10 protein-coding genes and 1 riboswitch are annotated in these 12,550 nt (G+C 61.2%); of the genes, 6 read left to right on the plus strand and 4 right to left on the minus strand.

The features are described 5' to 3' along the window. Window positions 1-74: 74 nt before the first annotated feature. A complete protein-coding gene (locus AB6N07_RS00660) occupies window positions 75-752 on the minus strand; it encodes an energy-coupling factor ABC transporter permease (RefSeq protein WP_370675912.1) in 678 nt (225 codons plus the stop codon). A 29-nt stretch (window positions 753-781) separates the two neighbouring features. Continuing rightward, window positions 782-987, minus strand: a riboswitch (cobalamin riboswitch). A gap of 283 nt (window positions 988-1,270) precedes the next feature. Between AB6N07_RS00660 and AB6N07_RS00665 the strand changes: the two genes are divergently transcribed. After that, window positions 1,271-2,566 carry a solute carrier family 23 protein gene (locus tag AB6N07_RS00665; RefSeq protein WP_370675913.1) on the plus strand — a complete coding sequence of 432 codons (1,296 nt, stop codon included), beginning with the start codon at window positions 1,271-1,273 and terminating at the stop codon, window positions 2,564-2,566. 18 nt (window positions 2,567-2,584) lie between these two features. Here AB6N07_RS00665 and AB6N07_RS00670 read toward each other — a convergent pair whose 3' ends face one another. Beyond that, on the minus strand, window positions 2,585-3,031 hold the full coding sequence (locus AB6N07_RS00670) for a winged helix-turn-helix transcriptional regulator (RefSeq protein ID WP_370675914.1): 447 nt from the start codon (window positions 3,029-3,031) through the stop codon (window positions 2,585-2,587). Between the two features lie 100 nt (window positions 3,032-3,131). Between AB6N07_RS00670 and AB6N07_RS00675 the strand changes: the two genes are divergently transcribed. The 3 genes from AB6N07_RS00675 to AB6N07_RS00685 all read left to right on the plus strand — a co-directional run bounded on the left by AB6N07_RS00675 (window position 3,132) and on the right by AB6N07_RS00685 (window position 5,965). After that, the gene (locus AB6N07_RS00675) at window positions 3,132-4,145 is read left to right on the plus strand and encodes a zinc-binding alcohol dehydrogenase family protein (protein WP_370675915.1); all 1,014 of its coding nucleotides are present in this window, start codon (window positions 3,132-3,134) and stop codon (window positions 4,143-4,145) included. A 127-nt stretch (window positions 4,146-4,272) separates the two neighbouring features. Next, a complete protein-coding gene (locus tag AB6N07_RS00680) occupies window positions 4,273-5,049 on the plus strand; it encodes an SDR family NAD(P)-dependent oxidoreductase (protein ID WP_370675916.1) in 777 nt (258 codons plus the stop codon). A 154-nt stretch (window positions 5,050-5,203) separates the two neighbouring features. Then, complete coding sequence (locus AB6N07_RS00685; RefSeq protein WP_370675917.1) at window positions 5,204-5,965, plus strand: FadR/GntR family transcriptional regulator; 762 nt, start codon at window positions 5,204-5,206, stop codon at window positions 5,963-5,965. A 191-nt stretch (window positions 5,966-6,156) separates the two neighbouring features. Here AB6N07_RS00685 and AB6N07_RS00690 read toward each other — a convergent pair whose 3' ends face one another. Next, on the minus strand, window positions 6,157-8,100 hold the full coding sequence (locus AB6N07_RS00690) for an autotransporter domain-containing protein (protein WP_370675918.1): 1,944 nt from the start codon (window positions 8,098-8,100) through the stop codon (window positions 6,157-6,159). An 809-nt stretch (window positions 8,101-8,909) separates the two neighbouring features. Between AB6N07_RS00690 and AB6N07_RS00695 the strand changes: the two genes are divergently transcribed. Then, entirely contained in the window at window positions 8,910-9,071 is a 162-nt protein-coding gene (locus tag AB6N07_RS00695; protein WP_370675919.1) for a DUF3563 domain-containing protein, read from the plus strand. Between the two features lie 105 nt (window positions 9,072-9,176). Here the strand turns inward: AB6N07_RS00695 and AB6N07_RS00700 are convergent, their stop codons facing one another. Then, a complete protein-coding gene (locus AB6N07_RS00700) occupies window positions 9,177-10,253 on the minus strand; it encodes a LacI family transcriptional regulator (RefSeq protein ID WP_370678163.1) in 1,077 nt (358 codons plus the stop codon). Window positions 10,254-10,699: 446 nt separating this feature from the next. Here AB6N07_RS00700 and AB6N07_RS00705 point away from each other — a divergent pair, with 446 nt between their 5' ends. Continuing rightward, entirely contained in the window at window positions 10,700-12,418 is a 1,719-nt protein-coding gene (locus AB6N07_RS00705; RefSeq protein ID WP_370675920.1) for an ABC transporter substrate-binding protein, read from the plus strand. Window positions 12,419-12,550: the final 132 nt, after the last annotated feature.

The raw sequence follows: 12,550 nt of genomic DNA on the forward strand, positions 1-12,550 counted from the left end.
CGACCTACAAATGCAAACCGCGCCGCTCCGGGTTATCGGAGCGGCGCGGCAAGGATGCGATCAACGCACGGCCGTCAGGCGGCGTCGTAGAGGCGGCGTTCGACGAGGAAGCTGCCGCGCAGGCCATTGAGAAGCTTGGCGCCGGCGAGCACCGCGAGATCGACCAGCGGCTCGACGATGATCACCAGCATGTAGGCGCCACCGAACGAACTGATGGCGGCAAAGTTGCCGACGGTGAAGCCCTGTCCATAGAAAGCCCAGAAGCCAACCCAGGCTACGATGCCCGCCTGATAGGCGGTGGAGAGGGCCAGGGCCTGCCGGTACTTCAGATCAACATAAGGCGTAGCCGGCGCGATGATGCCGCGAGCAAGCGCCATAAGTCCGAACAGCGGCACCAGGAGCGTTGTGACGTTCATGCCGTATTGCGGCAGATCGAAAGGAGCGAAGAACAACCCCTGGACCAGGAGCCCCAGTGCGAGACCAATGGCCGCGGGCGCCGTGCCGAAGATCAGGAACAGCGTCGAGCCGAGGATGAGATGCACCTCCGAGACACCGACCGGATAGTGCGGCAATACCTCAAAGAAGGAAAAAACGAGAGCCGTCGTGGCGGCACTGCGCAGGCCAAGCGAAATGGCACCGCTCTCGCGCACCGCCTGCCAGGCGAGCTTAACGCAGTAGCCCGCCGCGCCCGCTGCCGTCAGATAGCTGAGCCATAGTTTACCGTCGGCCACCAGGCCCGGTTCGATATGCATATCAGTCTCCTTTTCCGTCTCACCCGACGGAATCCGATTCTGTGCATGGCCGGTCTCCTGGCTCGTGGATCGCTGCCTGCCGTCCGCCTTCCCGGGATTCCCAGTGGCATTTTGGACGGAAGCTCACCACGCACAGTCGCGGGGGCGGCCGGGGCTTCGGATCGTGATCCTTCCCCATTCCCGTTTCATCCCGGCGGCCGCATGCCGCCGGAACACCTTGCACGGGGCCAACTTTCGGCAATCCACCGCCCCTGTCAAGACGATTCGGGTGCGCCGCCCCTTCGACCATAGGGCCGATTCCACCGATTTTTCTGTGGATTACCAATGGGTTGAATTCTGACCATCTGGTAAAAATACGCGTTTTCGCGTTCAGAAACAGTGTTCCCTCCATTGAGCTGCTGACAACGGTCGCAGAAGGCCGCTCTTTCGCCTTCGCCGCTCCTGGAGATAGTGACCATCTCGCCTTTCCCATGCGACCGCCCACGGGGGACGGACCTGGGACAACAGACGAGACAATCATGACAAAAAGCCCAACCGAAGGCTGGTTTCCGCGCTGGAAACTGACCGCCGCCGATCGTGTCGCGCCGGATGAACGCCTGCCCTGGCCGCAGACATTGATCGCCGGCTTCCAGCACGTGGTCGCCATGTTCGGCTCGACGGTGCTGGCGCCGATCATCATGGGCTTCGACCCGAATGTCGCCGTGCTGTTCTCCGGCATCGGCACACTGATCTTTTTCCTGGTGATCGGTGGCCGCGTGCCATCCTATCTCGGCTCGAGCTTCGCCTTCATCGCCGTGGTGATGGCCGCCTCCGGCTATTCCGGCACCGGCCCCAACACCAACATCTCGGTGGCGCTCGGCGGCATCATCGCGGCCGGCGCCGTCTACGCGCTGATCGGCCTTGTCGTCATCAAGATCGGCTATGGCTGGATCGAGAAGCTGATGCCACCGGTCGTTACCGGCGGCATCGTCGCCGCCATTGGCCTCAACCTGGCACCGATCGCCGTCAAGGGTATCTCGGCCACTGGCTTCGACCGGAGCGTCGGCCTTATCACCATCGTCGCCGTCGGTGTCGCCGCTGTCTACTTACCGGGCATGCTGCGTCGTATCCCGGTGCTGATCGGCGGCCTCGTCGGCTATATCGTCTATTGGCTGGGGGCCGCCTCTTTCGGCGACGCACCGATAGACTTCACCAAGCTCGACGCCGCGCCCTGGTTTGGCCTGCCGACCTTCACCGCCCCGACCTTCTCGACCAGCGCCATGGCGCTGATCGCACCTGTGGCGGTCATCCTGGTTGCCGAGAACCTTGGACATATCAAGGCGATCGGCGCCATGACCGGCCGCAGCCTCGACCCCTACATGGGCCGCGCCTTCCTCGGTGATGGCCTCGCCACCATGCTGTCGGGCGCTTTCGGCGGCACCGGCGTCACCACTTACGCTGAAAACATGGGCGTGATGGCGGTGACGAAGATCTACTCGACGCTGATCTTCGTGGTGGCGGCGGTGATCGCCATCCTGCTCGGCTTCTCGCCGAAGTTCGGCGCGCTGATCGGCACCATCCCCGGCCCGGTGATCGGTGGCCTGTCCATCGTCATCTTCGGCCTGATCACGGCCACCGCCGGCCGGATCTGGGTGGAGAACAAGGTCGACTTCTCCGAGACCAAGAACCTGATCACCACGGCGGCGGCGGTGATTGCCGGCGCTGGCGATCTCACCCTCAACATCGGCGGCTTCACGCTGGGCGGCATCGGCACCGCAACCTTCGGCGCCATCCTGCTCTACGCGCTGCTCGATCGCGGCCCGAAGCGGGCCTAGTTGGGAAAACGGCTCCGATCACTCGATCGGGGCCGGATCGAACTTCGCCCACTGGTGCCCTCCGGTCGTCTGGCCGGTCGGCGCCGGTGGGTTTTGCTTTTCACGCGAATCGACGCCCTTGGGCTTACCGAAGCGGCCGATATTGGCATCGCCCCAGGCTTTCAGCGCCATCAGGACCGGCTCCATTGAGCGACCGAGTGGCGACAATGAATATTCCACCTTGGGCGGCACCTGCGGATAGACGGTGCGCACCACCAATCCATCCTCCTCAAGCTCGCGCAACTGGTTGGTCAGCATGCGCGGCGTGACCGATGCGAGGATGCGACTCAGCTCGCCAAAGCGCAGTGTCCGCTCCAGCAGGTGAAACAGGATCACCGACTTCCATTTGCCGTCGATGAGGCCAATGGCCGCCTCAACCGAACAGCCGGGCGCACAGTCAAAGCGTGAATGCCGGACCTTGGCCATGACACTATCCTTTTCCGCAGTATCTGCGCTTTTTGTGCGTATTGGCTATTAGCGATCATAGGCGCAACAATCGCTCATATCCATAGCAGAGGAAGTAGCCATGAAAGCCGTCGCCTATCGCCAAGCTGGCCCTATCGACCGTTCGGACTCGCTTCTCGATGTCGAGCTGCCTACACCGACGCCTACCGGGCGCGATCTGCTCGTTGAGGTCGCCGCCGTCTCGGTCAATCCCGTCGACACCAAGGTGCGCGCCAGCTCCGCCCCAGCACCAGACTCTTTCAAGGTGCTCGGCTGGGACGCCGTCGGCCGCGTCGTCTCTATTGGTAACCAGACAACCGGTTTTCAGCCCGGCGACGAGGTTTGGTATGCCGGTTCGATCGCCCGCCCCGGCGCCAACAGTCAGTTCCATCTGGTTGACGAGCGCCTCGTCGGCCGCAAGCCAAAATCGCTCAGCAACGCCGAGGCCGCGGCTCTGCCGCTGACAGCCATCACCGCGTGGGAGATGCTGTTCGACCGGCTCGATGTGCAACGCAAGGTTACTGGCGCAGCCAACGCCATTCTCATCATTGGCGGGGCTGGCGGTGTCGGCTCGATCGCCGTTCAGCTCGCCCGAGCGCTGACCGATCTCACCGTCATCGCCACGGCGTCACGCCCCGAGACGGCGGCTTGGGTGAGCGAACTCGGCGCCCACCACGTTGTCGATCACGCGCGCCCGCTGGCCGAGGAAGTGGCCGCTCTCGGGATCGGCGCGCCAGCCTTCGTTTTCTCGACCACCCAAACGCATCACCACCTCGGCGAGATCGCCAAGCTTATCGCGCCGCAGGGACGCTTCGGTCTGATCGACGATCCGGAGGTGCTCGACATCACCGGCTTCAAGCGCAAGGCCGTATCGGTGCACTGGGAGCTGATGTTCACGCGCGCGCTATTCGAAACGCCGGACATGGAAGAACAAGGCAAGCTGCTCAGCGAAGTCGCTCGTCTCGTCGATGCCGGACAGTTGCGCACGACGCTCACTGAGGTGCTGCGGCCAATCAACGCCGATAACCTCCGCCGCGCCCACGCGACCATCGAGAGCGGTCGGGCGCGCGGCAAGATCGTGCTGGAAGGATTCTAATAGCTTGATCCAAAGGGTCATTGGTCTCGGTGAATTGTTACGCGGTTGTCTTCTTTGTCGCTTAGCAGGTCGCGATAAGCCGCCAACGGTTGAGGCGGCCGCGCAAGCGACAGGGGAGCGATAGCCGATGACCAGCCAGACTACATATGCCAGCTATCCCAGCCTCAAGGAGCGCAGCATATTCATCACCGGCGGCGCCAGCGGCATCGGGGAAAGCCTCGTCCGGCATTTCAGCTCCCAGGGCAGCCGTGTCGCCTTCGTCGATATTGCCGAGGAGGCTGGGAGAGCACTGGCAGAGGCGATCGGGACCGAGGGAAACACGCCGCCTCTATTCCTCCCCTGCGACCTACGCGATATCGAAGCGCTGAAGGCAGCCATTGCCCAGGCGAGCGCCGAGATCGGACCGATCAGCGTCTTGTGCAACAATGCCGGAAATGACGATCACCATCGCGTTGAGGATGTCGATGTGGGTTATTGGGACGATCGCATGGCCGTCAATCTCCGCCACCAGTTCTTTGCTGCCCAAGCCGTCATTCCGCAGATGCGGGCGCTCGGTGGTGGATCCGTGATCAACTTCGGCTCCATCACCTGGATGGTGGGCGATCCCGATTGCTGCGCCTATGTGACGGCCAAGGCCGCAATAACGGGGATGACGCGGGCGCTCGCCCGCGAATTCGGCCCCTATAATATCCGTGTGAACTGCCTCGTTCCCGGCTGGGTGATGACCAAACGGCAAATCGAGCTGTGGCTGACGCCCGAGGCCGAGGCGCAGATCGACCAGAGGCAATGCCTGCCGGGTCGACTGCAGACTGACGATATCGCCCGCATGGCACTGTTTCTCGCCTCCGATGACAGCCGCATGTGCACCAGCCAGCAGTTCATCGTGGATGCCGGGTGGGTTTAGGGGGAAGCTATTCTGGCAACGAATTCGTCAGGACGGTGCAGCGACCAAGTGGCACACATCGAACAGGATATATCTTGTTACCTACCAATAGTTGACGAGTTTCATGTAGAATAATAATATCAATATGATGATATCCTGTAGGGGGCGATAGAACATGCTTTTCAACAGTTCGAGCCCGCAGGGATCGGCGAGTGTTAGCGTGCACGCGAAGCTACTCAATCTGCTTGGACGCAGCATCGTGCGCGGCGAGCTTCTGCCGGGCGACCCACTGCCCAACGCCGACGATTGGAGCGCGGCGCATGGCGTCAGCCGCACGGCGCTTCGCGAGGTCATCAAGGTGCTGGCCGGCAAAGGTATGGTCGAAGCGCGGCCGAAGACAGGGACGCGTATCCGGGCGCGTGCTGACTGGAATTTCCTTGATCCCGATATTCTCGCCTGGCGTTACGGCCCTCAGTCAACCTTCGAGGAGGCCCGGGCGCTTTTCGAATTGCGCCGTGCCATCGAGCCGAGCGCCGGCGCGATTGCAGCCCGGCGCGCCAGTGAGGAGCAGATCGCAGCTCTCAAAGAGAGCTATGAGAGGATGGAGCGGTTCGTCGACGACAACGAGCGGTTCACCGAGGCGGATCTCGCATTTCACCAGAACATTCTGCATATGACCGGCAACGAACTGTTCGGCTCCCTGGCGAGCCTGATCGCCACAGCCTTGCTGATCAGCTTCAGACTGTCAGATGACAATCCTTATGGCCAGCGCCCTTCACTCCCCTTGCATTTGGGGGTCTACGAGGCGATCGCCCAACGCGATGCCGAAGCCGCAAGCAGCCGTTTGATCGAGCTGATCGACCTCTCGGAGGCTGATGTCAATCGCTCGCTGTCGGCACGTCGTGAGCGCGAAGCTGAAAGATCGCGCGCACCTTGAAGCAGTGCCACGCGGACGCAGTTGCGGATGCTGTGTGGCATGGATCGGCGCGAGACACTACAAGGCCCCTCGCGCCATCCCACGATCGCAGCTTTACAAAGGGCCTTATCTTTTCCAGCGTCGCCATACCATCGCGCCCCTCAAGGCAGGATGGATCTGCCCTTGAGAAAAGGCAGATCCGCTTATCCTGATCAGAACTCGACCTTGAAGTTCACTTTCACAGCGTGGCTTTGTTCATTGTCGGCAAACTGGCCGGAATAATCGGCGCTCAGTAGCGTCTGCTTGGTTAGTGCCAGATCCATGCCGAAATTGAGCCCCAGCGCGTCCTTGGCAATGGGGACGCCGGTACTGGTGAAGTCGGCGCCGGACTTGAACGTGAGCTGCTTCTCGGTCGCAGTGTCGCCAAAGGCGTGCTGCCAGCCAATCATGCCACGGACATGCCCTTCCACCGCGTCCAACTGGATCGGCACCGATGCGCGCAGGCCAACGGTGGAGAAGCTGTTGTTCCAGCTTTGATCATCGCTCGACAGCGCCGCCACGCTACCGCCATCCTCCGAGAAGCCATCCGTCTTCAGATGGACATAGGCCAAGCCTGCAAAGGGCGAGAGGTCCAGGCGGTCGAGCTTTATCCGATAGTCGACCTCGCCAAAGGCTTGGGCGGTCATCGCATCATACTCTGCCGTCAAATGCTCGGCAAAAGCGGGGAAGACGACATCTCGCTTGGTCGAGATCTGATGGCGGCCATAGGCCGCACCGAAGCGCAGGCCGAAATCACCGAGCCGCGTGCCGGCATAGGTGCCGATCTCGTAATTGTCGCTATCGCCGGAAGAGCGGCGTTGGCCGACATCGAAGCTGCCACGGCTATAGCTGCCGACGAAGCCGAGACGCCACCTGTCGATCGGCACATCGACGCCAGCGATGAGGCCGTGCAGCGAGCGATCGAAGTCAGCGGCATCGCCGGTGTTGCCGTGCTTGCTTGTCGAGGCCAACGCCTCGCTCCAGAAGGCGGGGCCACCGGCATCTTGAGCGCTCTGCCCGTCCTTGACGGAGGGAAGCTCGGTAGCATCGAAGGCGGACTGGAGGCGACGATTGGTCGCCTCACGCAGGAAACGACTGTCTTCCTGAAGTGCGCCAGCGATATCGCTATGTATTTCGCCCGAAAGCACGTTTCCATAGGGGCGGAGATATTTGTAGAAGGCCACGCCTCCCTGTCCATTGCCCGGCACACTCTCCTCGCGATTAAGAACGTTGAGCGACCAGCCATCCTTCGTATACCGAATTGAAAGGCCTTCGACCTCCTGCTCGGCATCGAGCTTGAGGTTGCCTATGGTCTCGACCTCACCTGTCAAAAGATTGGCCCGCATCAGTTTCTTGTCATCATTGTCGGTGGCGAAATACATCCAACCATCGAGGATCTTGCCGCCCTGTGCCTGGTCGACCACCGCGGAAAGCGGGATATATTTATTGAAGCTGAAATCGGCGAGATTATAGACCGTGAGTTCGGTGGCATTGTCGTAGGCGATGCCATAGGCAAGGCCCTTCTCGGCATCGATGGCGACCCAACTGGCGATATCATGAACGCCATGCGGCGGATTGAGCGCATAGGCCTTGCCGGTGAAGCTCAGAGTCTCCGCATCATAGATGGCGAAAACCGGATTGCTGTATTTGTTGCCGGTCACCGGATCGCGGTTGCTGGAATCGAGAGAAATGTAGAGCAAACCATTGGCGTAATCGATGTCACCGATATGGTTAAGGCCGACCCGCGACAGCTCGGAAGGGATCTGCAACTGTGAGGCGATGGCGTTCTTGTCGATCGTGATCGTGTTGAAGGTGTCGTCGGCGATTTCGAGCGAGTGGGTGCCCGAGAAATACCAGCGGCTGCCGTCGGTGGTTACGCCCTGCCCACGCGCCGCATCAGCATCGTTACCAGCGAAGAAGTTTCGCTCAACCATGATCCAGGGCTCCTGGGCGAAAGCCACCGGAGCCGTCAGGGTAATCAAGCCAAAACACATCAGCTGGATTTTCGCAGCCGAGATGATCAGCGCGGCGTGCCGGCCGACGGCTTTCCCCGTGCAGGCGGTCATGCCCGCGGCGCGCTGCCGGGTCTGCCGATAGTCGAAGATCGAGTGGAACATGTCGGTGTCTCATAAGATCTGAAGAAAAATTGTGATCGCAGCCCGGCACCGCCGGCCGTGCTCAAAGACGACCAGTCGCTGATGGCTCGGGATTCCTGAGGTTCCGTTCCCGGTGGCTATTCGGGACCTCGGCCAAGTGATTGCTGGAGCGCTTCCAATTTGACGCTCGATGAGCCCACGGCCGAGAAGCCTGTCACTCACCTAATCCGACTTCATCTTCCGCCCCCTGTTTTGCCCTAAAGGCTCATTAGCGGGGCTGAATGACGCGGGCGTGACAATAATATTATTATTCATACTAATACCCGCAGGGCCTGCGGGGAAGCGATGAAGACGGGCGAACAGCGCTGCCGCGCAGTTGACGTAGCCAAGGGCAATCAGACTATCAGAGAGAAAATGTAGCCTTCATGGCGGCTCCTGACTGCAAGGCCGCATCGGGCCTGCGTAGCTTCAGGCCAGCCCAAGTGACCGGCCGCCGTCCGTCTGAAAGCTCTTGGCGCCCGAGGAGAGTGGGCACCCGAGGAGATTGTCTGCCGGCCAGGGGACGGAGCAGAGATCAGACGGACGTGAAACCGATAATAGGCAATTGACTACCACATGCTCCACGAGCCCGAGGAGGTGGCCCGCAGGTAACCGTTTGAGTCCGGCTCTAGGAAACTCAGGAAAACTGAAGCATCCCCAAAGAAAATACGATTCACCGCGGCGGCTTCCAGCCATTGGAGAAAGACGGTGGGGGCGCTATATTCAGGGTGCAAAGAAGAGAAATCAAATGGGTTCCGGGATCCGCCCGGAACGGAAAAAGGAACAAGATCATGTTTGGCACCCTGAAGCACCTCACCAAGACCTTCCGCGCCCCCGCCGCCGCCAAGCGCGAATTCATCTACGTCACAGTGGGCACCGATCGCTATGACTTCGATGCCCGCCAGCGTCAGGTCGCCGGCAACCTCCGCGGCGAGCGAGCCTTCAGCTGCTGAGTGGACCAAACCTATCGAACTCAGGCCGCCCACCCCCGGCCGACGCCGAGCGCTCGATTTCCCTGACCGGATCGGGCGCTTTGCCGTATCGGCGATAGCCCCCAATCAAGCGCCGCCGGCGACCACCGTCTCCCTCTGCTCAGGAACGGCCAGCCGTGGTACGTCGAGAAAGTGGACGCTCGCGTCAGCGGTGCCCTCGATGCGGTCAACTATCGTCTTGGCCAACCAACGCCCGGCGGCACGGAAATCCTCGTGGGCCGTCTCGATGGCCGGCCGAAACTTACGGAACAGGTTCGAGGACTCTTTCACCACCACATCGAAGTCGCAGCCGAGTACAAGGCCTGCCGCCTCGGCACCGGCGGTCACCGCCAGCGCCGCCACGGCACTGCCGCAGACGAAGCCGTCCGGCCGCGTCCCGCTTTCGATCAGGCGGAACACATCGGCCTGGATAAGTTCATGAGGACTATCGGTATCGATCGTATCCACGGAGATTCGCTCGAGCCCCAAAGCGACGATGCCGCGATGGAAGCCCGCCGTCATATGCAAAGCGTAAGTCAGATGGAGCGGCGGCGCGAGCAGCGCTAGGCGGCGTCGACCGAGGCTTGCAAGACGGCGCACGGCACTTTCCGCATAGGCGTCGTTGTCGAAGTCGAAATAGGGATGTTCGATACTCATATCGGTGCGACCGTGGGTTACAAACGGCACGCCGTGTTCGGTGAGGAAGCGAACCCGAGCGTCCCGCGGCTCGATGCGAGCGAACAGAATGCCATCGGCGGCGCCAGCCTCGACAATGTTGCGGATTGGTCCAAGCGGATCGGCAGCTGGGTCGTGCAGCATGACCACCAATTGGTAGCTGGTGGCCGTCAGCACCTCGGAAATGCCATAGATGAGCTGCGAATTGATGCCTAGCTCCTCGGATTCGGTGGCTAGCACCAGAGCAATGACGTGGCTGCGCCCGGTCCGAAGGCGCACGCCAGCCCTGTTCGGCTGGTAGCCCAGGCTTTGGGCCAATTGGCGGACACGCGCCTTGGTTTCCTCGCCGATGTCGGGCGCATCATGCAGGGCGCGCGACACCGTCGTCACGCCAAGGCCGGCAAGACGGGCAATGGTCTTGAGCGTCGGTCGAACCGATGATCGCGGCTGTTCCGCCGCGCTTTCTATGCGCGTCTCGTCGTGGGACATCTTATTGTTGCGCAACGCAAATTTCCGGTCCCCCCCGGCAGCGCCGCTCCTCCCAGTAGCTCACCCTACATCCTTTGGGTGAGAAACAGAACTGAGGCTTGCGTCTCGTTGCGCGTTTAGGTAAGCCTACTGTAACGTTACAGGTGTGAACCCTGCGGGCGACCGCGGAAGGCGCACCGATAGGTCACCGGCTGTTACTTCGCGGGAAGCTGAGGAGATTTTCGCGATATTCCAGTGACTTGTCGTTTCGGGTGGAGCGAGAGGAACCAGCAGTCACCACTGTTCCGTCATCGGCCGTTCGGTCGGATCGTTTGGGTAATTCCCTTTTCCTGACCGTCACTGTCCATGACCCTCTCGTAAGTTATGCAACCCAAGGCTGAGGCCGATCCGGGGAGCGTTTTGGTCGCGGCGGGGAGGTTCGCCGCTCAAGGAAAGGGAGGAACGAGATGTCGTTTGGTATCAATCGTCGCACCTTTACGGTCTTGTCAGCTGCCGCCCTGATGGCGACGGTTGCCGGCTCGGCGCTCGCGCAGTCGGGCGAATATCCCCGCAATGAGACGCTCTACATGAGCGGCGCTCAGTGGGGCAACATCGTCGGCTTCAACCCCTATTTCGGCAACTTTGCCAACGGCCTGATCGGCCTCGTCAACGAGACGCTGTTCCGCTACGACCCGATCGCCGACAAGTATATCGACTGGCTGGCCGAGAAGGGCGAATGGACGAGCCCAACCGTCTACAAGCTGACCATCCGCTCCGGTATCAAGTGGAGTGACGGCGGCGATTTCACGGCCGATGACGTGAAGTGGAACATCGAACTCGGCAAGCTGCCGACCATCTGGTGGACCGACCTCTACAAGAGCATCAAGAGCGTCGACGTGGCCGGCAATACGATCACCGTCACGTTCGATGGCACGCCCAACTACCAAGCTTGGTCGAATGCCATCTGGAACATCCCGATGATGAAGCCTTCCCAGTGGAAGGATCACGCTAACGAAACCGAAATTACCTCATGGACGCCCGACGCACCGATCGGCACCGGACCCTATGTGTTCGACAAGGCCGGCTATGACCCGACCACCCGCGTCGTCTGGACCAAGACGCCGGATGGCTGGTGGGCCTCGAAGGCCGGCATCTCGCCTGATCCGAAGCCCAAGTACATCATCGACATCGTCAACTCGTCGAACAACGTGGCGCTCGGGCTGCTGCTTTCCGGCAAGCAGGACCTCAACAACAACTTCCTGCCGGGCGTGGCGACGCTGATCAGCGGCGGCTATGGCCTGCACACCTATTACGACAAGCCGCCCTACATGCTGCCGGCCGTCACGTCCTGGCTGTTGCCCAACACCAAGAAGGCGCCGCTCGACGACGCGGCTTTCCGCCGGGCGCTGGCCTTCTCCATCAACACCGACCAGATTGCCAAGGTCGACTACGGCAACGTCGTCCTGCCTGCCAGCCCGACCGGCCTCCTGCCGGTTTGGGACAAGTATATCGACAAGGAAGCGGTTAAGCAGCACGGCTTCAGCTACGACCCGAAGAAGGCGGCCGAAATCCTCGACAAGGCCGGATACAAGAAGGGTGCCGACGGCTTCTACCAGACGCCGAAGGGCGAGCCGATCGACCTCAAGATCGAGGTTCCCTCGGGCTGGTCGGACTGGATGCAGGCGGTGCAGATGATCTCGGCCGACGCCAAGGCGGTGGGCATCAAGATCACGCCGAAGTATCCAGACTTCAACACCTACCAGTCGCAGCGCAACACCGGCAATTTCGATCTGATGATCGAAAATTCCCAGCCGCTTAGCGACACGCCCTATACCTACTACCGCTACCTCTACCAGCTGCCGATCCTGAGTTCGCAGACCAATTACAATTTTGCGCGCTTCGAGGACAAGAAGGCTTGGGATCTTACCGTGGCGCTCGCCAAGACGCCGCGCACCGACATCGACAAGATGAAGGAAATCACGGCCAAGCTGCAGGTCACCTTCATGGATGAGCTGCCGATGATCCCGCTGTGGTACAACGGTGCTTGGGCGCAGATGAGCACCACGACCTGGAAGAACTGGCCGGCCGACGGCACCGATCGCCAGTTCATCCCGATCTCGTGGCGCGGCTGGCTTCAGATGACCGGCCTCGACACCATCACCCATCTCGAACCGGCCGGCCAATAAGTCGCCGCATCCGCATCCCGGTGGCTAGCTACCGGGATGCCCCTCCCGACTGAACAACCCACTTGCTCGCGCAGAACCCGGACGACGCCCGTCGCCGTTCGGGACCCGCCCGAGGTGGTCCGTTGTTCCCCA

This window comes from Pleomorphomonas sp. PLEO, from assembly GCF_041320595.1.
Classification (GTDB): domain Bacteria; phylum Pseudomonadota; class Alphaproteobacteria; order Rhizobiales; family Pleomorphomonadaceae; genus Pleomorphomonas.